A 22,841-nucleotide genomic window follows, 5' to 3' on the forward strand; every position below is an offset into this window, starting at 1 on the left:
GGGGGGGGGGGTGGTGGGGGGGGGGGGGGGGGGGGGGAAGGGGGGGGAGGGGGGGGGGGGGGGGGGGGGGGGGGGGGGGGGGGGGGGGGTCCCGCCCCCCCCCCCCCCCCTCGACACGTCTCTCCCGAGGCGTCTTTCCTAAGGGCTGTCCCGTAAGCCCTGGTGGATCGGCGTGCGGCGTCGGATGCGGTGCATCGCAAGGCGGAGGGACGCCCGAATTCTGGATGTATTCGGGCGTTCCGACAACGCGGCGAGGTGCCGTAGCTGTCGTCGCACGCCCGCCAGGGATTACGGGACAGCCCTTAGGCGCCGAGCGTCGTCGCGAACTGCTCCAGCGCCTCGACCACCATGGCGTGGTCCTCCGCCTGGGGCAGGCCCGAGACCGTGACCGAGCCGATCACGCCCGCGCCCTCGACCGCGATGGGGAACGAGCCGCCGTGCGCGGCATAGACGCTCGGGTTCAGCCGCGAGGAGTCGTCGAAGGTCGTCCCCTTCGCCCGGAACCGCGTTCCGACCAGGTACGAACTCTCGCCGTACCGTTCCACGACCTTGCGCTTGCGGTCGATCCAGGCGTCGTTGTCCGCGCTCGACCCCGGCAGCGCGGCATGGAACATCTGCTGTGCGCCGCGGCGGATGTCGATCGCGACCGGGGCGTGCCGTTTCCGGGCCATCGAGACGAGCAGGCCGCCGAGCGCGTACGCGTCGTCGTAGCCGAAATGCGGCAGCGTCAGTCGGCGCTCCTGGGCGATGAGCTCGGAGATGGTCGGAGCGTCGGGGCTCATACGGGCTGCTCCTCTGTATCGGCGCTGGCGGAAGCTGCACTGGTGGAAGCCGTACCGGCGGAGGCGGAGAGCTTCACGGTGACGCCCTCGCGGGCCGAGCGTCGGGCCGCTTCCAGAACATCAAGCGCCGCCGCGGCCTGCAGGGCGTTCACCGGATTCTCGCCCTTTCCGCGCAGCGCGTCGGCGACCGCCGCGTAGTACGCGGGATAGTCGCCCGGCAGCGTGCGGACCGGGGTGCCGCCGCCGGTCAGCGGGGACTCGCCCGAACCGATCCGGCCCCACAGCTCCTCGGGCTCCTCGCCCCACGGCCGGTCCGCCGTCGGGCGCACGCCCGCGCGCAGCTCGGCCTCCTGCGGATCGAGCCCGTACTTCACATAGCCGGCGGTCCGGCCGAGCACCCGGAAGCGCGGGCCGAGCTGGGCCGTCGTGGCGCTGACGTACAGATGCGAGCGGACCCCGTTCACATGGGTGATCGCGAGGAACGTGTCGTCGTCGGCGGCGGCACCGGGGCGGCGTACGTCGGACTCCGCGTACACCAGCGCCGCCGGCCCGAACAGGGTGAGCGCCTGGTCGACGACATGGCTGCCCAGGTCGTACAGCAGCCCGCCGATCTCCTGCGGGTCGCCCGACTCGCGCCAGCCGCCCTTCGGCTGCGGGCGCCACCGCTCGAAGCGGGACTCGAAGCGCTGTACCTCGCCCAGTTCGCCGTCCGCGACCAGGCGGGCGAGGGTGCGGAAGTCGTTGTCCCAGCGGCGGTTCTGGAAGACCGAGAGCAGCAGCCCGCGCTCCTCGGCCAGGGCCGCGAGCCCACGCGCCTCGGCCGCCGTACCGGCGATCGGCTTGTCCACGACGACCGGCAGACCGGCCTCCAGCGCGGCGGTCGCGATCGGGACATGGGTCTTGTTCGGCGAGGCGATCACGATCAGATCGAGTGCGTCCGCACGCTCCCACAGCTCCTGCGGCGACGCGGCGAACCGTACGCCGGGGAACTCGGCGCGCGCCTGCGCCCGCCGCTCCTCGTCCGAGGTGACGACCGTGTCGAGGACGAGGCCCTCGGCCGCGGCGATCAGCGGGGCGTGGAAGACGGAACCCGCCAGGCCGTAGCCGACGAGTCCGACGCGCAGGGGGGTGTCGGACGGTCCGGGCGTCTCGTGAGTCGCGTTGCCTGTCATGCCTGCCACTTAAGCAACGCTGTTGCCATAGTGCAAGCGACCGGGACAATGGGGTGGTGAACAGGAGCAATAGCGGCGCGAATCTGCCGACGCTGCGCAGCCACAACGCCGCGCTGGTGCTGGATCTGCTGCGGGTGGCGGGCGCGCGCGGCATCAGCAGGCTCGAACTCGCCGAGCGCACGGGGCTCACGCCCCAGGCCGTCAGCAAGATCACCGCCCGGCTGCGGGCCGAGGGCCTGGCCGCCGAGGCGGGACACCGGGCGTCCACCGGAGGCAAGCCGCGCACCGTGCTGCGGCTGGTGCCGGACGCCGGGTACGCGATCGGCCTGCACCTGGACCGCGACGAACTGACGGCGGTACTCGTCGACCTGTCCGGCACGGTCGCCGCGAGCCGCACCGCCCCGCTGGACCTCGGCGCCCCTGCGGACCAGGTGCTCGCGGCGGCGTCGGGCGCGGTGACGGCGGTACGGGGCGGGGGCGCGGGACCGGGGGACCGGCAGGTGCTCGGGGTCGGCGTCGCGGTGCCGGGCCCGCTCGACCACCGGGGCGGGGTGCTGCACCGCGTCACCGGGTTTCCGCAGTGGGACGGCTATCCGTTGCGGGACGCGCTCGCCGTACGGACCGGGCTGCCGGTCGTGGTCGACAAGGACACCAACGCCGCCGCCCTCGGGCTCGCCCTGCGGGCGGCGGGCGGCGGCGACTTCGCGTATCTGCACCTCGGGACCGGGCTCGGCGCCGGGCTGGTCCTCGGCGGGGCGCTGCATCGCGGGGCCCGTACCGCGGCCGGTGAGTTCGGGCACCAGACCGTCCAGCTGGACGGGCCGGTCTGCGGCTGCGGCGGGCGCGGCTGCGTCGAGGCGCTCTGCCTGGCCGCGGTCGCCCGGGGCGATGTGGCGGAGGCCGCCCGGGTGCTGGGGGCCGGCGCCGCCAACCTCGTGGGGCTGCTCGACATCGACCGGGTGGTGCTCGGCGGCCGTACGGTGGCGGCCGATCCCGACGCCTACGTACGGGGCGTCCGCGCTGTGATCGACGCGCGCGCCGGGCTGGGCGGTATCGACGCGCCGGTGCCGGTCGTCGCCGCCGGGGGAGGGGACCGGCCGGTCGCGGAGGGAGCCGCCCAGCTGATCCTGGCCCCCCTGTTCGGGCGGGCCGGCGGCGCGGACGGGGCGTGAGCGGCGCGCGGGGCCGGCCGGCGGGCCGGGCGGAGGCGCGGGCGCGGGTGGCTGGGCCGATCGGGCGGATTCCGGCGGTCGGCCGGGCGGCCCGTCGGCATGTCGGCGCCGGCCGCCTCGCGCGTGCGTGGCAGCGTCGCGGCCCAGAACCGGTGAACTCCGGCGCTCGGGGTGAGCCGACCGTTTCGCGAGCAGCGAAGGATGATCCCCCCGATGGCCCCCGCCCGCACCCCCGCCCCGACCCCCACCCCGTCCGGCACGCCCTCCGGGCCAGCCGTACCGGCCGACTCCGCGACCGGTTCCGCGGACGGCTCCGCGCCGGGCCGAGTACTCGGTTCGATGTCCGGCCGCGTCGCCGACCCCGGCCCCACCGCATCGCCCGTCCGCGCCGCCGCCCCCGTGCCCACCGCAATGCCCAGGACCGCGTCGGCCCTGGCGTCCTTCCCCACCGCCAGCCCCACGTCCGTCCCCGTGACCACGGCCGCGTCCATCCCCGTGTTCGCCGCCCCGGCGCGTCCGCCCTCGCCCTCGCTCTCTCCTTCTCCCTCGCCCCCGCCGCCCCCCGGGCGGACCCGGCACGGATTCGCGCTCGGGCTGGTCGCGGCGAGCGTCGTCCTCGGCGGCACGGCCGTCGCGCCCGCCTCCGCCGCGTCCTCGGCCACCCCGGTCTCGTCGCCCGACTCCACCACCGCCGATCAGCAGCCCGCCTGCGGTGATCCGGCGGCGAAGGACTTCCCCATCAGCACCCGCATCCACGGCGGCCCGGACACGTACGCGTCCGGCGGCGGCTACGGAACCTGGTTCCTGGACCTGACCAACACCACCACCGAGTCGTGCCGGGCCATCCATCCGGTGCTCGTCCTCACCGACGAGGACCGGAAGCTGACCTCCGACCAGATCCAGCTGAAGTTCTCCGAGCAGGCCCGCCCCGGCACGGAGCACCGTGTCATCTGGGAGACCACCGACCGGGACGAGCACATCGGCGTCTTCGGCGGCGTGGGCGGCGACTCCTTCGACGGTTTCACCGTCCCGGCGGGCCGCACCATCACCATCCAGGTCAGGATGGCGTTCACCTCCGACACCAGTCCGGGCCGGATCACCGCCAACGCCGCCGTCGTCCAGCGGCAGCGCGTGGTGGGCGGCACGGCCGGCAAGGCGGGCAAGGACGACGGGGCCTGGGTCGGCGAGTCCGAGGACTACCCCTTCACCGTCGTCGACGACAGCGACGGAGGCGAGACCGCCGAGACCGGTGAGGCCTCCGAGACCGGCGAGACCACCGAGACCGGTGAGACAGCCGGGGCCGGGGAGGTCGGCGGCACCGGGAACACCCCGCGCGAGGACCTGCCGGACGGAACCCGGCCCAGCACCGACACCACCGACACCACCGACACCACCGGCACCACCGACACCACCGACGGCACCCGGCGGCCGGCCGAGCCCGGCCGGACCCCGGCGGAGAGCGGTCGCCCGGAGCTGGCCGCGACCGGCGCGGGCATCATCGCGGCGCCCGGCCTCACCGTCACCGGGCTCCTGATCGGCGGCGGGGCGATGGTGGTCCGGGCCCGGCGGCTGCGCCGCGCGCACCCCTGAACCGGACCCCGAAGCGCCTGTTCCGCGCCCGGACGTTCACAGATGTTCATGTCCGTCTGCCACCATCGGACCGTGGACTACCCGCACGACCAGGCACCTGGCGCACCCATCCGTTCCGGCATCCCGGAGCACGGCCGTATTCCCAAGTACTACGCCGTCAAGGCTCATGTCTCCGTCCTCATAGAGGAGTTGGGCGAGGGCGGCATGCTGCCCACCGAACGCGATCTCGCCGAACGCTACGAGGTCTCGCGCGAGACGGTGCGCCAGGCGCTGCGTGAACTCCTGCTGGAGGGACGGCTCGCCCGCCAGGGGCGCGGCACCGTCGTGGCGGGCCCCAAGCTGGAACAGCCGCTCTCGCTGGCGAGTTACACGGAAGGCGTACGCCGCCAGGGCCGTACGCCGGGCCGTCACCTCATCGGCCTGGAGCGCTTCCCCTGCCCCGACGCGCTCGCCGCCGACATCGGGGTGGAGCGCGGCGAGCCGGTCTGGCACCTGGAACGGGTGCTGCTCGCCGACGACGACCGGGTCGGCCTGGAGAGCACCTACGTCTCCGTCGCCCGGGTGCCGGATCTGGACACGGAGTTCGACCCCGACTCGTCCTTCTACGCCTACCTCCGCGACCGGCTGGGGATCCCCTTCGGCGATGCCGACGAGCGGATCGAGACGGTGCTCGCGACGCCGCGCGAGGCGCTGCTCATCGGTACGCCGCCCGCGCTGCCCATGCTGCTGATCCACCGCATCTCGCGCGATACGGCCGGGAAGCCGCTGGAGCGCGTACGGACCCTCTACCGCGGCGACCGGTTCTCCTTCACCGCGCACCTGGGCCCGCAGGACGGCCGCTGAACGACCGCCCGGGGCCGCTTGCGGAGACCCGGAGACACTGAACGACCGCCCCGGTGACGCCTCCGGAGATCGACTCACCACGATAACGAGAACGTAACGGGTCTGGGCCAAGCTTGGGGCCCGGTTCACCCTCCCGTTGCCGTACGGATCCGTACGGGCCACCCGCTCCGAGGAGCGTAGCCGTCGTGAGAGTCATCGTCGTAGGAGCCGGCGTGGTGGGAACCATGCACGCCTGGCATGCAGTGAACCGCGGCCACGAGGTCGTACAGATCGAGCGCGAGAGCGAGGCGCGCGGGGCATCGCTCCGCAATTTCGGACAGATATGGGTCAGCGGCCGGGCCGGCGGCGAGGAGCTGGAGACCGCGCTGCGCGCCCGTGAGCTGTGGGAGGGCATCGGGGCGCAGGTCCCCGGCCTCGGCTTCCGGGCCTGCGGCTCGCTCACCCCGCTCCGTACCGGGCGGGAGATCGCCGTCGCCGAAGCGGCCGTCGCCCGGCCCGACGCGGCGGCCCGCGGCTACAAGCTGCTCACGGCCGACGAGGCCCGCGCGGTCAACCCCGCGCTGCGCGGGGACTTCGCCGCCGCCCTGTGGTGCGAGCGGGACGCCGCGGTCGAGCCGCGCACCGCGCAACTTGCCCTGAAGCAGGAGCTGTTGAAGTCCGGCCAGTACGCCTTCCTCGGTGGGCGCGAGGTCCGCGAAGTGGTGGGCACCGCCTCCGTCCGCGACGACCACGGCGACGTGCACACCGGCGACGCCGTGATCCTGGCCACCGGCGCCTGGCTCGGCGGCCTCGTCCGCGAACTGGCCGGCCCCGATCTGCCGGTGCGCCGCGTCCGCCTCCAGATGATGCAGACCGACCCGCTCGGCGAGCCGCTCACCACCTCCGTCGCCGACGCGGACAGCTTCCGCTACTACCCGGCGTACCGGAGCGAGGCGCTGGACACCCTCAACGCCGAGCAGGCCCAGGCGCCCACCGCCGCGGCGCACAGGATGCAGCTGCTGATGGTGCAGCGCCGTGACGGCGGACTGACCATCGGCGACACCCACGAGTACGAGCACCCCTTCTCCTTCGACACCGTCGAGGAGCCGTACGAGCACCTCACCGGGGTCGTCGAGTCCTTCCTCGGCCGCCCGCTGCCGAGGATCCGCCACCGGTGGGCCGGGGTCTACGCCCAGTGCACCGACAGCAGCCGGGTCGTCCACCGCCAGCAGGTACGGGACGGCGTCTGGCTGGTCACCGGACCGGGCGGCCGGGGCATGACCTGCTCGCCCGCCATTGCCGAAACGACCGCCGACGAACTGGGCTGGTGAAGAAGTTGACCACGCAGAACCCCCACAACCTGATCGTCCTCGACATGGCCGGCACCACCGTCGCCGACGGCGGCCTCGTCGAGCAGGCCTTCTCCGCCGCCGCCGAACGCCTCGGCGTCGAGCCCGGCTCCGCCGACCACGCCGAGAAGCTCGACTACGTGCGGGCCACCATGGGCGAGTCCAAGATCTCCGTCTTCCGGCACCTCTTCGGCGACGAGGACCGGGCCCAGCAGGCCAACACCGCCTTCGAGGAGGCGTACGGGGAACTGGTCGACGGCGGCCGCATCGCGCCGGTCCCCGGCGCCCGCGAAGCCATCGAGCGGCTCAAGGGCGAGGGCCGGACCGTGGTCCTGTCCACCGGCTTCGCCCGCACCACCCAGGACGCCATCCTGGCCGCGCTCGGCTGGCAGGACCTGGTCGCCCTGACCCTCTGCCCGGCCGACGCGGGCGGCCGTGGCCGCCCCTGTCCGGACATGGTCCTCGCCGCGTTCCTGCGCACCGGCGCCGTCGACGGCGTCCAGCAGATCGTGGTCGCGGGCGACACCTCGTACGACATGCTCAGCGGCGTGCGCTCCGGGGCCGGGATCGTCGCGGGGGTGCTCACCGGCGCCCACGGCAAGGACCAGCTGGCCCGCAACGGCGCCACGCATGTGCTCGGCTCGGTCGCCGAGCTCCCGGACCTGATCGCGCGGGCCGAGGCATGACGGGCGGAGAGCGGTCCGTCCGCAGCGGAATCAGGTTCGACCAGGTCAGCGTCGAATACGGCGGCAACACCGTCCTCGACCGGTTCGATCTGACCGTCGAACCCGGCGAGGTCATGGCCCTGCTCGGCCCCTCCGGGTCCGGCAAGACCACCGCCCTGCGCGCCGTCGCCGGTTTCGTCCGGCCCGCCTCGGGCCGGGTGTACCTCGGCGACCGCGATGTCACCGGGCTGCCGCCGCACAAGCGCGGCATCGGCATGGTCGTCCAGCAGTACGCCCTCTTCCCGCACATGCGGGTCCAGGACAACGTCGCCTTCGGGCTCAAGGCCCGCAAGGTCGCGAAGGCCGAGATCCCCGAACGGGTCGCCGAGGCCCTCGAACTCGTCGGCATGGCCGCCTACGCCAAGCGCTACCCGCGCGAACTCTCCGGCGGCCAGCAGCAGCGCGTCGCCATCGCCCGCGCGCTCGCCATCCGGCCCGGCGTCCTGCTGCTCGACGAACCGCTCTCCGCCCTCGATGCCCAGCTGCGGTCCGGAATGCTCGCCGAACTGGCGCGGCTGCACCGCGAGTTGCCGGACGTCTCCATCCTGTACGTCACCCATGACCAGGTCGAGGCGCTCACCCTCGCCGACCGGATCGCGGTCATGGACAAGGCGAGGCTCCAGGACTGCGGCACCCCGCAGGACCTGTACCGCCGCCCGCGTACCGAGTTCACCGCCTCGTTCGTCGGCAACGCGAACCTGCTGCCGGTCACCGTCGCCGACGGCGCCGACACCGTCGACTTCGCCGGGCGCGCGCTCGGCGTACCGACCGGCGAGGTGTCCCGAGGGGTCACCGCCACCCTGTGCGTCCGGCCCCACCTGGTCGGGCTCGGCGACGGGCCCAACGCGCTGAGCGGCACCATCGCCGAGGTCCAGTGGCGCGGCTCCACCCACCGGCTGTACGTCGATATCGACGGCCACCGGGTCAAGGCGGACCTGCGGGAGCTGCGCGAGACGCCGGCGCTCGGCGACCGGGTCACGCTGCACTTCGCGGCCGAGGACGCGGTGCTGCTGCCCGCGGGCGCGGCACCGGGAGCCGGGGGAGGGGCCGATGGCTAGCGCCGCGCACCCCGTCACGCCGGGCATCGACACCGTGAAGGCCCCGCGCCAACGCATCGGGGGCCAGGAACCGGACCGGTCCGGGGCGGTGCCTCCGAAGGCCGGTCCGCGGGCCCCGGCCCGCGAAGCGCGCCGCGTCCCCCGCTTCGTCTGGGCGCTGCCGCCCGTCGCCGTCCTCGCGCTCGTCTTTCTCTACCCGCTGGCCCTCGTCGTCCAGCAGTCCTTCAGCCCGGACGAGGGCGGCACCTCGATCGCCCCGTACGACGACGTGTTCGCCTCCGAGTCGTTCCGCTCGGCCCTGACCACCACCATCTGGCTGGCGGTCGGCTCCACGGTCGGATGTCTGGTGCTGGGCTTCGTCCTGGCCGTGATCATCGCGTTTGTGCCGTTCCCGGGCGGCCGGGCGGTCGCCAAGTTCATCGATGTCTTCCTCTCCTTCCCGTCGTTCCTGATCACGCTCGCGCTGCTGTTCATCTACGGCAACGTCGGCATGGCCAACGGCGTCTGGACGGACCTCACCGGGGCGGCCAACGGCCCGTTCGACTTTCTCACCACCCCGTGGGGCGTGCTGCTCGCCGAGATCACCTACTTCACCCCGTTCGTGATGCGCCCGCTGCTCGCCGCGTTCTCGCAGCTCGACAGCGCGCAGCTGGAGGTGGCGTCCTCGCTGGGCGCGAAGCCGGCCCGGATCGTGCGGCAGGTGATCCTCCCCGAGGCGCTTCCCGCGCTCGCCGCGGGCGGCAGCCTCGTCCTGGTGATGTGTCTCAACGAGTTCGGCATCGTGCTCTTCACCGGCGCGAAGGGCGTCACGACCCTGCCGATGCTCGTCTACAGCAAGGCGATCCTGGAGTCCGACTACCCGGCGGCCTGTGTCGTCGCCGTCGTCAACATCGCGATCTCCGTCGGTCTCTACAGCCTGTATCGGATGGTGAGCCGCCGTGTTGGTGCATAGCCGTACGGGGAAATGGGCCACCTGGGCCGTGTTCTTCGTGCTCTTCGTCCCGCTGTTCGCGGTGCCGCTGCTGGTCGTCCTCGCCGCGTCGTTCACCACCAACTGGTCCGGCGCCTTCCCCTCCGGACCGACCACCGAGCACTACGTGGCGGCGACCGGCGGCGACTTTCTCCAGGCGCTGACCACCAGCCTGATCACGGCCGTCAGCGCCAGCCTGCTCGCCCTGACCATCGGCTCCTGGGCCGCGCTCGCCGCCGCCTCGATGCGCAGGCGCGGCAGGAGGTTCCTCGACGCGCTGTTCATGCTGCCGGTCGCCGTGCCGTCCGTGGTCGTCGGCCTCGCCGTGCTCGTCGCGTTCAGCAAACCGCCGATGCTGCTGAACGGGACGCGCTGGATCGTGATCCTGGCGCACACCATTCTTGTCACGGCGTTCGCCTATTCGTCGGTTTCGGCAGCAATAGTGCGTCTCGACCCGATGTACGAGCAGGCGGCGGCCAGTCTGGGCGCCCGCCCCGCTTACGTCCTGTGGCGCATCAAGCTGCCGCTCCTGCTGCCGTCCCTCACGGCGGCCGCAGGGCTCTGTTTCGCGCTGTCCATGGGCGAGTTGAGCGCCACGATGATGCTCTACCCGTCGGACTGGACACCGCTCCCGGTGCAGATCTTCGCGGCCACCGACCGTGGCTCGCTCTTCACCGGAGCGGCCGTCGCCGTGGTCCTGATGGGAACGACGCTGCTCGTACTGCTCGGCGTCTCCCGGATCCGCACCAGGGCCTCGTACCGCTGATCCGCCGACACCCCCGTACTGACTCCGGCCGGCTTCCGGCCGACATCCAGGAGATACGACTGCCATGCGCAAGAACCACCTCAAGCCCATCGCCGCCGTCACCGGCTGCCTCGCCCTCGCCGCCACCCTCTCCGCCTGCGGCGGCTCCTCGGCCGCCTCCGACGAGAAGGTCGTCACCGTCTACAGCGCCGACGGCCTCAAGGGCGAGAACGGCGACGGCTGGTACGACAAGGTGTTCAAGGACTTCGAGAAGAAGACCGGCATCAAGGTCAAGTACGTGGAGGGCGGCTCCGGCGAGATGGTGCAGCGCGCCGTCCGCGAGAAGTCCAACACCCAGGCGGACGTCCTGGTCACCCTGCCGCCGTTCATCCAGCAGGCCGACAGCAAGGGCCTCCTCACCGCGTACGCACCGGCCGGCTCCGACCAGGTCGACGGCGCCGACAAGGCGTCCGACTCCAAGTGGACCTCGGTCGTCAACAACTACTTCGGCTTCATCTACAACAAGAAGGAACTGAAGTCGGCGCCGACCACCTGGGAGGAGCTGCTGGACGGAAAGTTCAAGAACAAGATCCAGTACTCCACCCCCGGAGTCGCCGGTGACGGCACGGCCGTGCTCATCAAGGCCATGCACGACTTCGGCGGCAAGGAGCCGGCGATGGCGTACCTGAAGAAGCTCCAGGCCAACAACGTCGGCCCGTCCGCCTCCACCGGCAAGCTGGCCCCCAAGGTCGACAAGGGCGAGCTGCTCGCCGCCAACGGCGACGTCCAGATGAACTTCGCGCAGTCCAAGGACATGCCGAACCTCGGCATCTGGTTCCCCGCGAAGCAGGGCGGCAAGTCCACCACCTTCGCCCTGCCGTACGCGGCCGGCCTGGTGAACAAGGCCCCGCACAGCGACAACGGCAAGAAGCTGCTCGACTTCATGCTCTCCGAGCAGGCCCAGAAGGACGTCAGCGCGGTCGGCGGCGGCTTCTCCGCCCGCAAGGACGTCAAGGGCACCGACGCCAACGCCATCGAGCTCGCCGAGCTGATGGACGGGGTGGAGGTCTTCGAGCCCGACTGGTCGGACATCGGCACCAGCCTGGACACCTACGTCGAAGCCTGGAAGTCGGCCACCGGCAGCTGACCGTTGCCGGAGGATTCACGGCAGGGGTATGGACCTCCGGCGGATCATCGCGAAATGATAACGGGTCTAGTCCAGCGTTCAACTCCCTGTCGGAATGCGGGGAGTTGAACGCGCGCCCCCCACCGCTTCGACGGAGGACCCCGTGACCACAGGCATGTCCCGCCGCGCTCTCCTCATGAGCGCCGCCGCCCTCGCCGCCGCCGGACCGCTCGCCACCACCACCGCACAGGTCCGCTTCCGGTACACCGACGGCAACAACTGGTTCTGGGCGATCCACGGAGTGACACTCACGCCCGCGTGATCCGGCCGTTCCTGCCCGTCGAACGGACGCTCTAAAATCGGGGGCGTCGGCGCTGCACAACGCGGTGCCGCCGGCGTCCCCGCACACGGCGTACGGCAGGAGTCCCACACATGGCAGAGCGCAAGCCGATCTCATCCTGGCTCACCGACATGGACGGAGTCCTGATCCACGAGGGAACGCCGATCCCCGGGGCGGACGCCTTCATCAAGCGGTTGCGGGAATCGGGGCTGCCCTTCCTGGTCCTCACCAACAACTCCATCTACACCGCCCGCGACCTGCACGCCCGGCTGAACCGCATGGGCCTGGACGTGCCCGTGGAGAACATCTGGACCTCCGCCCTGGCCACCGCCCAGTTCCTGGACGACCAGCGGCCCGGCGGCACGGCGTACGTCATCGGCGAGGCCGGCCTCACCACCGCCCTGCACGACATCGGCTACGTCCTCACCGACCACGAACCCGACTACGTGGTCCTCGGCGAGACCCGCACGTACAGCTTCGAGGCGCTCACCAAGGCGATCCGGCTGATCAACGGCGGCGCCCGCTTCATCTGCACCAACCCCGACGAGACCGGCCCGTCCGCCGAGGGCCCGCTGCCCGCCACCGGGTCCGTCGCCGCCCTCATCACCAAGGCCACCGGCAAGGCCCCGTACTTCGCGGGCAAGCCCAACCCGCTGATGATGCGCACCGGGCTCAACGCGATCGGCGCCCACTCCGAGTCCAGCGCCATGATCGGCGACCGGATGGACACCGATGTGCTGGCCGGACTGGAGGCGGGGATGCAGACCTTCCTGGTCCTCACCGGTCTCACCACGGTGGCCGACATCGACAAGTACCCCTTCCGGCCGTCCACGGTCGTCGACTCGATCGCCGATCTGGTCGATCTCGTCGACGCGGGCTGAGCCCGGCGGAACACGGCCACCGGAGGGCAGGGGAGGGCTCCGGGCGGGTGCCCGCGGGGCCGTCCCCCGCGCTCCTGCGGATGCGAAAACCCTCCGGAGGCGTGAACCTGCACTGAGGAGGTTCACGATGCGTTCCACACACCTCACGTTCTGTGCCGCCGCGGTCGTCGCGGCGACCCTGGTGCCGGCTTCCGCCGCACTGGCCGACTCCGGATCCGGGTCCGCCCAGAAGAAAGACCGCGCCTCACTGACGGCCACCCCGTCCTCCACCGTGCCGGGCGGCGAGGTGGATCTGCGGCTGGAGGGCTGCAAGGGCCGCGAGGCCACGGGCCGATCCGATGTCTTCGTCTCCGAGGCGCGCTTCTCGCCCGCCGCGGACGGGGGCCTCTTCGCCGAGGCCCGGATCAGCTCGGACGCCTCCCCGGGCGACCACGACATCCAGGTCGACTGCAAGGACGACAAGGACGCCGGGGCCACCGGCACGGTCACCGTCGTGGACCGCGGCCGGGCCACCCCGCTCGCCCCGGTCGCCGCGGGCGGCGGCGGCACCGCCCTGTTCGCCGGCCGGGACGCCCGGCAGGAGGGCCCCGGCATCGTGCACGCGGTGATCGGACTGGCCCTGGCAGCCGTCGCGGCCGTCGCCGTCGCGTTCCGCAGCGCGCGCCGCCGCCGTTCGGCCACGGACTGACATGTCCGCCCCGGACCGCCCCGCGGATCACGGCAGACTGCTCGCCGGAGTGGTCTGGGCCGTCCTGCTGCTTGGCCTGTGGCTCTGGGGCCGCGGCATCACCGACGGCTCCGGCGCCAGTTCCGCCCCGACCACCGGCGATGTCGCCGCGGTGGGGCGCCCCCTCGGCGTACCGCTGCCCCCGCCGCACGACCCGATCGCGGGTGCCGTGCCGGAGCGGGTCGAGATCCCGTCGATCGGCGTCGAGGCGCCCGTGATCGTCCGCGGCCTGGACAAGGACGGGGCGATCGAACCGCCCTCGTTCGACACGCCGCAGACCGTCGGCTGGTACGGCGACGGCGCCAAGCCCGGCGCGAAGGGGCCGGCCCTCTTCGTCGGCCATGTCGACACCGAGACCAGACAGGCCGTCTTCTACGGGCTGAGCGCGGCCCGCCCCGGCGCCAAGGTCGAGATCACCCGCGCGGACGGCACCGTCGCCGAATTCACCATCGACGACGTCCAGGTCTTCACCCGGGCGCGCTTCGACGCCGACAAGGCGTACGGCCCGCGCAAGGACGGGCGGGCGGAGCTCCGCCTGATCACCTGCGGCGGCACCTACGACCGAACATCGCGTTCGTACGACGCGAATGTGGTCGTCTCCGCCTACCTGACCGGCGAGAAGCCCGCGGGTGACCACGCCTGAGCTGTCAGGGTGGAACGGATGCGGCAGCGCGCCGACGCCCGCACCGAGGGGAGCGGATGTACGGCACTCACGACGGACCCGGCGCCCGCGTCGACGTGGACGCGGGCAACGCCGGCCGGCGCACCCCCGACGTGCTCTTCCGGCCGCTGCGCCGCGCGGGCATCGGGGCGGCCGACGGATCCGCCGTCAATGTGTCCGACTTCGAGACCGCACGGGCCAGTACGGAGTCCGGCGAGCGGTTCTCCGCGAAGTTCGGCGACAAGCCCTTCGTCGCCGACACCAGCCGCAACGGCAACGGCCCCTGCCGCGGCGGCGCCCCCCGGGGAGAACTGGTGCAACCCGCCCGGCCGCGCGCTCGGCGAGCCGCCGACGACCGACACCGGTGACCGACCGGTCGACGCCTGCCTCTGGGTGAAGCGGCCCGGCGAGTCCGACGGCGAGTGCCGGGGCGGCCCGAAGGCGGGCGCCTGGCGGCCCGAGTACGCGCTGGGGCCGGCACGGGCGACGAAGTAGCCGGAGCGGATGCGGGGCACTCCGGTCATCGGGCGCCCCGCACCGTCCGTCGCTACGGAACCTTCACCCACATCCCCTCGGACGGCGTCCCCCTGTCGTCCGTCACGAACAGCATGTACCAACCCGAGGGCACCAGCGCCCGGTTGCCCGGCACCGTGACCGTGATCCCGCCCGCCCGCCCGCCCGCCCGCCTGCCCGCCTGCCCGCCTGCCCGCCTGCCCGCCCGCCCGCCGTCCGCTCCAGCCCCAGTGCCACCGACCGCTGGTCGGTGTCCGTGACATGGGTGACCGCACTGGGCCGGATCGGCTTCGCCGAGGTGATCGCCGTCCCCCGCGCCGTCCTGAAACTGCCCGTCCCGCCGCGCCGGATGCTCTTCGGCCCCGCCGCCGGTACCGGCCGTGAACTCCGGTACGGATAGGGCGGGGTGCAGATCTTGATGCGACCCGCTGGTACGTGTCCGCGCGTTGCGGACAACCGGCACTTCCCCCTCTGTAGACCCCAACTGCACGGTCCATCACGCCGGTTGGAGCCGATGACCACGGGACAGGTTGTCCGACCCCGGTCCCGACCGCAAGGGTGAAAAGAGTGGGTTACCAGTCGTACGTGCGATGTGTGGCGCCCTTACGAAGGGGGCGTATCGGGGCGTATTGGGGACCCCCTTCGCGCCGCTGAGTGACCGCATGGTGACTGTGTGACAGTTGTGCGATGACTGTGCGCCGCCTGCGTGGGTGGTGGTTCAAGGTGGCGCCGTGGGGGGCGTCGTGGGGTGGAGGCCCGGCGCGAGGCTTCGGCGCGGGAAGTTCGTGAACGAGCAAAGCCCCCTCACGCGTAGTGAGGGGGCTTTGGCTCTGCGTGCGCCGCCAGGGACTCGAACCCCGGACCCGCTGATTAAGAGTCAGCTGCTCTAACCAACTGAGCTAGCGGCGCCTGCTGACCTGAAGAACTCTACCCGAAGGTGGGGGGTGCTCCTGACCATTTACCGTCCATCGCGGCCTGTCGGATGGTCGTTTTTTCACTTCTGTCCGTCAAAATGCGATATGTCGGGAGAGTTGAGACACTGGCGCCCGTGCAGATGCGCCCAAAGATCTTGACGAGTGCGGAGGGGAATCGCATGACTGTGCCGGCTTTCGAGGAGTACGTGCCCGCCATCGACTGCACCTGTGCGGGGTGCGCCGCGCAGCGGCGGACCGCCGCCAGTGCACTGCCCATGCGGTACGGAGGCCATCCGGCCGCGCACGGCGCACGCCGCGCCCTGGTGCTGGCCACCGCGGCCGGGGTGGTGCTGAGCTCCGGCGTCGCCGAGGCGGCGAGCGCGAGGGGCACGACGGGCGACCGGGCGGCGGAGGCGGCCGGAGCAGTCCGGACGGACCCCGACGGGGACAGCCCGCAGGGCGGTCCCGGACCGCTGCGCGGCGGCGGCGCCGCGGGACCGCCCTCGTCCACGACGACCACGCCCAAGCTGCGCAAGACCAGCCGGGCCGACATCATCAACCGCGCGAAGAAGTGGGTGTCCGCGGAAGTTCCGTACAGCATGCTCAAGTACTGGAACGACGGCTACCGGCAGGACTGCTCCGGCTTCGTGTCGATGGCCTGGGACCTGCCCGGCAACGAGTGGACCGGCAGCCTCGCCGCGTTCGGGACGCGGATCGCGCGGGAGGAACTGCAGCCCGGCGACATCCTGCTCTTCCACAACCCGGCCGCCCCCTCGAAGGGCTCGCACGTCACGATCTTCGGCGGCTGGACCGACTACACGCACACCCACTACACGGCGTACGAGCAGACGAAGCCGCACACCCGCAAGAAGAAGACGCCCATGGCGTACTGGACCAACTCCGGCAACTACGTCGCGTACCGCTACAAGGGCCTCAGCGGCGGAAGCGCCGGCAGCGGTTCGTCGGTGACGGGGTTCCCGGGTGCCGGGAAGTTCGGTTCCGGTGCCAGCAACAAGTACGTCACCCAGCTCGGCCGGATGCTCGTGGAACGGGGCGGCAAGCGCTTCTACACGGTCGGCCCCGGGCCGGGCTGGGGCGACGCCGACCGGCGCGCGACCCGGGCGTTCCAGCAGGCCCAGGGCTGGCGGGGCAAGGAGGCGGACGGCATCCCCGGCCCCGACACCTGGCGGCTCCTGGCCAACGGAACCGGCCGGGACATCCCCGCCGCCGGAAGCGGCAGCGGAACGGGAGCCGGTCACGGCGACTCGAACCCGGATTCGAAGTTCCCCGGGCGGGGCTATTTCCGGCCCGGACAGTCCAACAGCCATGTCGACAGGCTCGGCAAGCAGTTGGTGAAGAAGGGATTCGGCAAGTACTACACGTCGGGCCCCGGACCCCGGTGGACCGAGGCGGACCGGCGCAATGTCGAGGCCTTCCAACGGGCGCAGGGCTGGCGGGGCGGAGCGGCCGACGGCTACCCCGGTCCGGAGACCTGGCGGCGACTCTTCGGGTGACGACGGACATGACGGAGGCGGGTATGCGATCCACGGTGTCGGACAGCTCCGGAACCCCGGAGGACGGAAGGCCAGGGAGGGTGGCGCGGGAGCCGGAGCCGGTCCGGGTGTGCGGCCCGGACCTGGTGGCGCCGCCCGAGCGGGCGGACGGCGGCCCGGACGGGCCCGCCGGAGCGACGGATTCGGCGAGGGCCGCGGGTGCCGGCGGGGGACCGGGTCCCGTTCCGGGACCGGGGTCCGAGCCGGCCGCCGGTCCGGACTCCGTGGTCGACCTCGTGCTGGATCTGGTCCCGGGCGAGGACATGGATGCCGCGCTCGGCGCGACCTCCGCCTCGGTGTCGGTCCCGGCCGCGGTGCCGGGCATCGCACCCGTCCCGTCCTCGACCCGGATCCGCACGGCCCCCGACACCGTCCCCGACACGGCCTTCGACTCCCTCCCCGTCTCCGGCGGCGACGGGGCCGAGCAGTCCGGCGAATCGCTGTGGGGGACCGGGCGGCACCACGCGGTCATCGCCAATGAGCGGACCGCGACCATCCCCGTGCACCTGCTCTTCCGCGAGGACGCCACCCGTGTCGACGCGGCCGCGCTCCCCGCCGGTGTGATGCGGCGGGGAGCCGATGGCGAGCAGCCGCAGGCGGGGGTGCGACGGCCGCCTGTGCCGAGGGGGCCGCAGGTGCGGCTCTCGACGCGCCCGGCGCCGGTCGGTGATCCACGGCTCGCCGAGCGGCCGGGGCCCGTGCTTCCCGGCTGGCTCGCGCTGCTCACCGGGCTGGCCGGGATCGCCGCCGGTGGCGCCGTGCTCTGGTGGGTCGGCGCACTGCCCGCCGCCGCGCTCGCCCGGTTCGGGATCGGCTCGCGCCCGTACGACGGCATCGGAATCGGTGCCTGGGCGGCGCTCGCCGCGCTGGTGTCGGTGGTGCTCTTCGCGCTCGGCGGCCTGAGCCGCGGACGGGTGGGGTACGCCTGGGTGCTGACGCTGTTCGGCGAGTACCGGGGGAGCGTGCGGCGGACCGGGCTGATGTGGATCAGCCCCCTGCTGCTGCGCCGCCGGGTCGACGTACGCCTGCGGCACTGGCGCAGCGAACCGCTCCCCGCCGTGGACGCCAACGGTACGGCGCTGCGTGTCGTCGTCCTCGTGGTGTGGCGGATCAAGGACACGGTGCGCGCGGCGCTCGGGGTCGCCGACCACGAGGCGTATCTGCGCGAGCAGGTCGAGGCGGCGATGGCCCGGGTCCTCTCGCAGCTGCCCGCCGACGCCTTCCACGAGGACGCGCACACCCTGCGCAACGCCGAGGCGGTCGGCGACGCCCTGACCCGGATGCTGAAGGCGGACTGCGAGCCCGTCGGCGTCGAGGTGTACTCGGCGCAGCCGACCGGAATCGAGTACGCGCCGGAGGTCGCCGCGGCGATGCAGCGCCGCCGGATCGCGGCCATCGACGCCAAGCACCGCGACAGCGTCTTGACTTCGGTGGTCGACGCGGTCGACGACACGGTCAACCGGCTGACCGCGCGGGGCCTCGTGGAGCTGGACGACTACGAACGCAAGGCCCTGGTCAAGGACTTGACGGTGGCCTTCTACACCGGACGCAGCGGCGGGGAGGGTGCCTGAGGGCCCCGCGGGGCCGCCGAGCCGGCCAAGCGGAATCGGACCCCCATTGGTCTGGACATGTTCATATCCCGTCAATAATCTAAGTCTTGGTCTAGACCGCAGGGCACGCGCGCAGCACAACTCATGGAACCTCCCCCACGTTCTTGAGGAGCGACAGCAATGCGTAAAAGGGCAAGCGCGGCCGTGGTCGGCCTGGCAATCGCGGGCGTCTCGATGTTCGCGACGAGCAGTGCCGGCAGCCACGGCTACACCGACAACCCCATCAGCCGTCAGAAGCTCTGTGCCAACGGCACGGTGACGGGCTGCGGCAACATCCAGTGGGAGCCGCAGAGCGTCGAGGGCCCGAAGGGCTTCCCGGCGGCAGGTCCGGCCGACGGCAAGATCTGCTCCGGCGGCCACGGGGAGTTCGCCCAGCTCGACGACCCGCGCGGCGGCAACTGGCCCGCCACCCAGGTCGCCGGGGGCCAGGGCTTCAACTTCCGCTGGCAGTTCACCGCGCGCCACGCCACGACGGACTTCCGCTACTACATCACCAAGAACGGCTGGGACCCCACCAAGCCGCTCACCAGGGCGGACCTGGAGCCGCAGCCCTTCATGACGGTGCCGTACGGCGGCAAGCAGCCCCCGGCGACCCTGACCCAGCAGGGCACCATCCCCACCCAGAAGAGCGGGAAGCACATCATCCTGAGCGTCTGGAACATCGCTGACACGGCGAACGCGTTCTACGCCTGCTCCGATGTTCAGTTCTGACGCATAGTCAGTTACCGTGCGGCGCCATGAGGAGCGCAGGCACCGTAGCGGAGCTCGTACAGCGCCAATGGGGCGACCACCGGCCCGGACTGAGACATCGGGACACCGTCCTCACTCATCACCAGGTCGCCTCGGGCGCTGCCGCACGGGCCGCGCTCCTGGCGGATCTGCTGTCGGCGGACGGCGAACCGCACCTCGGGGTGCTGCTGGACAACACCCCCGAATTCCCACTCTGGTTGAGCGCGGCGGCCCTGGCCGGGGCCGCCGTGGCCGGTATCAACCCCACCCGGCGCGGCGCCGAACTGGCCCGGGACATCCTGCACACCGACTGCCGGGTCCTGGTCACCGAACGCGCCCACCTGCCGCTGCTCGACGGCCTGGACCTCCCGGGTGTCCGGATGCTGGTCACCGACACCGACGCGTACGCCGAACTCCTCGCCCCGTACGCCGGAGCCGGGCCGGGCGACACGGTCCGGCCGGACATCGGCCCCGGCACCCGGATGCTGCTCTACTTCACCTCCGGATCGACGGGCGCGCCCAAGGCCGCGATCTGCACCCAGGGACGGCTGGCGGCGGCCGGACAGTCGCTCGTCGACCACTTCGGCGTCCGGCGCGAGGACGTCCACTACATCTGCATGCCGATGTTCCACGGCAACGCGGTGATCGCCGACTGGGCGCCGGCACTGGCCGGCGGGGCCGCCGTCGCACTGCGCCGCCGCTTTTCGGCCTCCGGATTCCTCGACGACGTGCGGGCGCACGGGGCGACGTACTTCACCTATGTCGGCCGTGCCGTGCAGTACCTGCTGGCCACCCCCGAGCGCCCGGACGACCGCGAGCACCCGCTCCGGCTGGGCTTCGGCACCGAGGCCGGTGCGGTGGACGCGGCCCGGTTCCGGGAGCGGTTCGGGGTGCGGCTGGTGGAGGGCTACGGCTCCTCCGAGGGCGGTGCGGCGATCCAGCGGACCCGGGACACCCCGGAGCGGGCGATCGGCAAGGCGTCGGCCCGCGACGATCTCGCGGTCGTGGACCCGGAGACCGGCGAGGAGCGGGCCACCGCCGTCTTCGACGGGGCGGGCCGGCTGACCAACGGGGCCGAATCGATCGGGGAGCTGGTCAACCGGGGGCGTACGCCCTTCGAGGGCTACTGGCGCAACGCGACGGCGGACGCCGAGCGGGTGCGCGGCGGCTGGTACTGGACCGGGGACCTCTTCTTCCGCGACGTCGACGGCTTCCTCTACTTCGCGGGCCGCACCGACGACCGGCTGCGGGTGGACAGCGAGAACCTGGCCGCCGCGATGATCGAGAACATCCTGGCCCGCTGGGAGGAGGCGGCGGCCGTGGCGGTGTACGCGGTGCCGGACCCGGTCGCCGGGGACCAGGTGATGGCGGCGCTCGCCATGCGGGCGGGGGCCGCCTTCGACCCGACCGCCTTCGCCGCGTTCCTCGCGGCGCAGACGGACCTGGGCACGAAGATGGCCCCCGCCTTCGTACGGATCGTCCCGTCGATGCCGGTGACGGCGACGAACAAGGTGCACCGCGTGGAGCTGCGCCGGGAGGGGTTCCGGTGCGGTGATCCCGTGTGGTGGAACGGGACCGGCGCCGGGTACGAGCCGTTCGGCGAGGAGCGACTGAGCGCCCTGCTGCGCGAGTACGAGGCACACGGGCGTGCCGCGTTCCGTCCTCGACCGCCGGACGGGCCGAATGTGCCGCACGGGCGTGGAATTCGAGCCCGTCCGGCGATCGGGGACACGGCGGCACCGCGGGACGCCCCTTAGTTCGTCAAGGCCGGCTCCCCCTGCGCGTCCTCCTCCGCGGCCCCCGTCCTCCGCAGCAGCGTCGCGGCCAGCACCGCGCCCGCCAGCAGCAGCGCGGCCCCGGCCACCGAGGCGTACTGCATGCTGTGCACGAAGGCCTCCCGCCCGACCGAGATCAGCGAACCGTCACCCGTGGACACCGCACCGGCGAGGGTCTTGCGGGCGACCTCCGGAGCCGAGCCCGGCATGTCCGCGGTGTAGATCGCGGTGGCCACCGCGCCCAGCAGGGCCATCCCCGTCGCACCGCCGAACTCCTGGCCGGTCTCCAGCAGCGAGGCCGCCGAACTCGCCTTCTCCGGCGGGGCCGTGGACAGCGCCAGGTCCGACACGAGCGCCATCACGGTGACGATGCCGCAGCTCATCACGGCACAGCCGCCGAGCAGCAGCCACAGCGAATCCGTACCGGTCAGGGCGAGGACGGCGAAGCCGGCGGCGGCGATGACGAAACCGGCGCAGATGACCCGCGCGCGGTCGGTCCGCTGGGCGACGGCCGTGGCCGTCGGGGCCGCGGCGCCCACCGCGAGCGACGGCGCCAGGCTCCACAGCGCGGCCTCCATCGTGCCCATGCCGAGCACCGACTGCAGATACTGCGTGGTGAAGAACGAGGAACCCATCATCGCGAACGCGGCCAGCGCGTTCAGCCCGATGCCCGCCGAGAAGCCGCGGTCGCGGAACAGTTCCCGGCTGATCATCGCGTCACCGCGGACGCGCTGGCGGCGGACGAAGAACCAGCCGACGAGCAGCCCGGCAGCGATGATCAGCCCGTTCCGCACATCGAGCCCATGGGCGGCGCTCTCCTTGATGCCGTAGATGACCGGCAGCACGGACCCCATCGACAGCGGCACGCTCAGGAAGTCGAACCGTCCGGGGTTCGGGTCCTTGAACTCCGGGACCAGCACCGGGACCAGGACCAGCAGCAGCACCATCGCCGGCACATTGATCAGAAAGACCGAGCCCCACCAGAAGTGCTCCAGCATGACCCCGCTGAGCACCGAGCCGAGCGCGATTCCGCCCGCCATGGCCCCCGACCAGATCCCCACGGCCCGGCCGCGCTGGCGCTCGTCGCGGAACATGTTCCGTACCAGCCCCATGGTCGACGGCATCAGCGTCGCCCCGCCGACCCCGAGCAGGGCGCGGGCCGCGATCAGCATCTCGGCGCTGTTGGCGTACGCGGCGGCGACGGACGCGGCACTGAACGCGAACGCGCCCAGGAGCAGCAGCTTGCGACGGCCGATCCGGTCGCCGAGCGAGCCCATCGTGATGAGCAGGCCGGCCAGGACGAAGGCGTACACATCGAAGATCCAGAGCTGCTGGGTGGCGCTGGGGGCGAGGTCCCGGTCGATGGACGGGATCGCGAAGAAGAGGACGGAGATGTCCATCGAGACGAGAAGGAGGGGAAGCAGGAGGACCACGAAGGCGGTCCATTCCCGGCGACCGGCGAGGTGGCCGCGCTCGGCGGTGGTGCTCGTAGCGTTCGTCATGCCAGGAAATGTACGAGCGTTTAAAACGCTTGTCTAGTACGAGTGTGTAAAACGCTTGTACATCTCGACGGGCAGCAAAAAACGCACTGAGCGGTTCACGTGTGTACGTGAACCGCCCAGTGCGT

20 protein-coding genes, 1 tRNA gene and 2 pseudogenes are annotated in these 22,841 nt (G+C 72.2%); 18 read left to right on the forward strand and 5 right to left on the reverse strand.

Annotated features, from left to right (window positions below):
• Positions 1-302 precede the first annotated feature (302 nt).
• Together ACFV8T_RS03475 and ACFV8T_RS03480 are read right to left on the reverse strand one after the other, a co-directional pair.
• Positions 303-782, reverse strand: coding sequence for a heme-degrading domain-containing protein (locus ACFV8T_RS03475; RefSeq protein ID WP_385324019.1), 480 nt, complete (start codon positions 780-782; stop codon positions 303-305).
• Entirely contained in the window at positions 779-1,954 is a 1,176-nt protein-coding gene (locus tag ACFV8T_RS03480; RefSeq protein ID WP_385324752.1) for a Gfo/Idh/MocA family oxidoreductase, read from the reverse strand. The genes ACFV8T_RS03475 and ACFV8T_RS03480 overlap by 4 nt, the downstream gene beginning before the upstream one ends.
• 56 nt (positions 1,955-2,010) lie before the next feature.
• Here ACFV8T_RS03480 and ACFV8T_RS03485 point away from each other — a divergent pair, with 56 nt between their 5' ends.
• From ACFV8T_RS03485 to ACFV8T_RS03550, 14 genes and pseudogenes are all read left to right on the forward strand, one after another.
• Positions 2,011-3,126: an ROK family protein gene (locus tag ACFV8T_RS03485; protein WP_385324020.1), complete on the forward strand. Its 1,116-nt coding sequence runs from the start codon at positions 2,011-2,013 to the stop codon at positions 3,124-3,126.
• A 213-nt stretch (positions 3,127-3,339) separates the two neighbouring features.
• Entirely contained in the window at positions 3,340-4,716 is a 1,377-nt protein-coding gene (locus ACFV8T_RS03490) for a hypothetical protein (RefSeq protein WP_385324023.1), read from the forward strand.
• Positions 4,717-4,788: 72 nt separating this feature from the next.
• A complete protein-coding gene (locus tag ACFV8T_RS03495; protein WP_385324025.1) occupies positions 4,789-5,559 on the forward strand; it encodes a GntR family transcriptional regulator in 771 nt (256 codons plus the stop codon).
• 185 nt (positions 5,560-5,744) lie between these two features.
• A complete protein-coding gene (locus ACFV8T_RS03500; protein ID WP_385324028.1) occupies positions 5,745-6,869 on the forward strand; it encodes a TIGR03364 family FAD-dependent oxidoreductase in 1,125 nt (374 codons plus the stop codon).
• The gene (locus tag ACFV8T_RS03505) at positions 6,866-7,573 is read left to right on the forward strand and encodes a phosphonatase-like hydrolase (protein WP_385324031.1); all 708 of its coding nucleotides are present in this window, start codon (positions 6,866-6,868) and stop codon (positions 7,571-7,573) included. The genes ACFV8T_RS03500 and ACFV8T_RS03505 overlap by 4 nt, the downstream gene beginning before the upstream one ends.
• A complete protein-coding gene (locus tag ACFV8T_RS03510) occupies positions 7,570-8,670 on the forward strand; it encodes an ABC transporter ATP-binding protein (RefSeq protein WP_385324033.1) in 1,101 nt (366 codons plus the stop codon). Before ACFV8T_RS03505 ends, ACFV8T_RS03510 begins: the two co-directional genes overlap by 4 nt.
• Complete coding sequence (locus ACFV8T_RS03515; protein WP_385324036.1) at positions 8,663-9,622, forward strand: 2-aminoethylphosphonate ABC transporter permease subunit; 960 nt, start codon at positions 8,663-8,665, stop codon at positions 9,620-9,622. Before ACFV8T_RS03510 ends, ACFV8T_RS03515 begins: the two co-directional genes overlap by 8 nt.
• Entirely contained in the window at positions 9,609-10,406 is a 798-nt protein-coding gene (locus ACFV8T_RS03520; RefSeq protein WP_385324039.1) for an ABC transporter permease, read from the forward strand. Before ACFV8T_RS03515 ends, ACFV8T_RS03520 begins: the two co-directional genes overlap by 14 nt.
• Before the next feature lie 64 nt (positions 10,407-10,470).
• Complete coding sequence (locus ACFV8T_RS03525; protein ID WP_385324041.1) at positions 10,471-11,532, forward strand: 2-aminoethylphosphonate ABC transporter substrate-binding protein; 1,062 nt, start codon at positions 10,471-10,473, stop codon at positions 11,530-11,532.
• Positions 11,533-11,674: 142 nt separating this feature from the next.
• Complete coding sequence (locus ACFV8T_RS03530; RefSeq protein ID WP_385324044.1) at positions 11,675-11,833, forward strand: hypothetical protein; 159 nt, start codon at positions 11,675-11,677, stop codon at positions 11,831-11,833.
• Positions 11,834-11,943: 110 nt separating this feature from the next.
• Entirely contained in the window at positions 11,944-12,732 is a 789-nt protein-coding gene (locus tag ACFV8T_RS03535) for an HAD-IIA family hydrolase (RefSeq protein WP_266418810.1), read from the forward strand.
• Positions 12,733-12,859: 127 nt separating this feature from the next.
• A complete protein-coding gene (locus tag ACFV8T_RS03540) occupies positions 12,860-13,420 on the forward strand; it encodes a hypothetical protein (protein ID WP_385324046.1) in 561 nt (186 codons plus the stop codon).
• A gap of 1 nt (position 13,421) precedes the next feature.
• Positions 13,422-14,102, forward strand: a complete 681-nt coding sequence (locus ACFV8T_RS03545; protein WP_385324048.1) for a class F sortase — start codon at positions 13,422-13,424, stop codon at positions 14,100-14,102.
• 86 nt (positions 14,103-14,188) lie between these two features.
• Positions 14,189-14,615 (forward strand): annotated as a pseudogene (locus ACFV8T_RS03550) (glycoside hydrolase family 6 protein); the annotation flags it as partial.
• A 52-nt stretch (positions 14,616-14,667) separates the two neighbouring features.
• On the opposite strand, the pseudogene ACFV8T_RS03555 reads toward ACFV8T_RS03550, so the two are convergent.
• Positions 14,668-15,056: pseudogene (locus tag ACFV8T_RS03555) on the reverse strand (galactose oxidase early set domain-containing protein); the annotation flags it as partial.
• A gap of 412 nt (positions 15,057-15,468) precedes the next feature.
• Positions 15,469-15,542: transfer RNA gene (locus tag ACFV8T_RS03560), tRNA-Lys, on the reverse strand.
• 184 nt (positions 15,543-15,726) lie between these two features.
• On the opposite strand from ACFV8T_RS03560, the gene ACFV8T_RS03565 reads away from it, so the two are divergent.
• The 4 genes from ACFV8T_RS03565 to ACFV8T_RS03580 all read left to right on the forward strand — a co-directional run bounded on the left by ACFV8T_RS03565 (position 15,727) and on the right by ACFV8T_RS03580 (position 21,196).
• Positions 15,727-17,061, forward strand: a complete 1,335-nt coding sequence (locus tag ACFV8T_RS03565) for a peptidoglycan-binding protein (RefSeq protein WP_385324050.1) — start codon at positions 15,727-15,729, stop codon at positions 17,059-17,061.
• 8 nt (positions 17,062-17,069) lie between these two features.
• A complete protein-coding gene (locus ACFV8T_RS03570; RefSeq protein ID WP_385324754.1) occupies positions 17,070-18,671 on the forward strand; it encodes an SPFH domain-containing protein in 1,602 nt (533 codons plus the stop codon).
• Positions 18,672-18,830: 159 nt separating this feature from the next.
• Positions 18,831-19,421 (forward strand): lytic polysaccharide monooxygenase, encoded by a 591-nt coding sequence (locus ACFV8T_RS03575; protein ID WP_385324052.1) that lies wholly within the window; start codon positions 18,831-18,833, stop codon positions 19,419-19,421.
• A 26-nt stretch (positions 19,422-19,447) separates the two neighbouring features.
• A complete protein-coding gene (locus ACFV8T_RS03580) occupies positions 19,448-21,196 on the forward strand; it encodes an AMP-binding protein (RefSeq protein WP_385324055.1) in 1,749 nt (582 codons plus the stop codon).
• Here the strand turns inward: ACFV8T_RS03580 and ACFV8T_RS03585 are convergent.
• The gene (locus tag ACFV8T_RS03585) at positions 21,193-22,716 is read right to left on the reverse strand and encodes an MFS transporter (RefSeq protein WP_385324057.1); all 1,524 of its coding nucleotides are present in this window, start codon (positions 22,714-22,716) and stop codon (positions 21,193-21,195) included. The genes ACFV8T_RS03580 and ACFV8T_RS03585 overlap by 4 nt on opposite strands.
• Positions 22,717-22,841 lie beyond the last annotated feature (125 nt).

The sequence above is a fragment of the Streptomyces sp. NPDC059832 genome, from assembly GCF_042731715.1.
Lineage (GTDB): Bacteria > Actinomycetota > Actinomycetes > Streptomycetales > Streptomycetaceae > Streptomyces.

Bases quoted from the DNA above. Each gene is read 5' to 3' on its own strand.
- ACFV8T_RS03475 (WP_385324019.1), bottom strand. From the start codon at position 782: ATGAGCCCCGACGCTCCGACCATCTCCGAGCTCATCGCCCAGGAGCGC.
- ACFV8T_RS03480 (WP_385324752.1), bottom strand. From the start codon at position 1,954: ATGACAGGCAACGCGACTCACGAGACGCCCGGACCGTCCGACACCCCC.
- ACFV8T_RS03490 (WP_385324023.1), top strand. From the start codon at position 3,340: ATGGCCCCCGCCCGCACCCCCGCCCCGACCCCCACCCCGTCCGGCACG.
- ACFV8T_RS03510 (WP_385324033.1), top strand. From the start codon at position 7,570: ATGACGGGCGGAGAGCGGTCCGTCCGCAGCGGAATCAGGTTCGACCAG.
- ACFV8T_RS03515 (WP_385324036.1), top strand. From the start codon at position 8,663: ATGGCTAGCGCCGCGCACCCCGTCACGCCGGGCATCGACACCGTGAAG.
- ACFV8T_RS03525 (WP_385324041.1), top strand. From the start codon at position 10,471: ATGCGCAAGAACCACCTCAAGCCCATCGCCGCCGTCACCGGCTGCCTC.
- ACFV8T_RS03535 (WP_266418810.1), top strand. From the start codon at position 11,944: ATGGCAGAGCGCAAGCCGATCTCATCCTGGCTCACCGACATGGACGGA.
- ACFV8T_RS03540 (WP_385324046.1), top strand. From the start codon at position 12,860: ATGCGTTCCACACACCTCACGTTCTGTGCCGCCGCGGTCGTCGCGGCG.
- ACFV8T_RS03545 (WP_385324048.1), top strand. From the start codon at position 13,422: ATGTCCGCCCCGGACCGCCCCGCGGATCACGGCAGACTGCTCGCCGGA.
- ACFV8T_RS03565 (WP_385324050.1), top strand. From the start codon at position 15,727: ATGACTGTGCCGGCTTTCGAGGAGTACGTGCCCGCCATCGACTGCACC.
- ACFV8T_RS03570 (WP_385324754.1), top strand. From the start codon at position 17,070: ATGACGGAGGCGGGTATGCGATCCACGGTGTCGGACAGCTCCGGAACC.
- ACFV8T_RS03575 (WP_385324052.1), top strand. From the start codon at position 18,831: ATGCGTAAAAGGGCAAGCGCGGCCGTGGTCGGCCTGGCAATCGCGGGC.
- ACFV8T_RS03580 (WP_385324055.1), top strand. From the start codon at position 19,448: ATGAGGAGCGCAGGCACCGTAGCGGAGCTCGTACAGCGCCAATGGGGC.
- ACFV8T_RS03585 (WP_385324057.1), bottom strand. From the start codon at position 22,716: ATGACGAACGCTACGAGCACCACCGCCGAGCGCGGCCACCTCGCCGGT.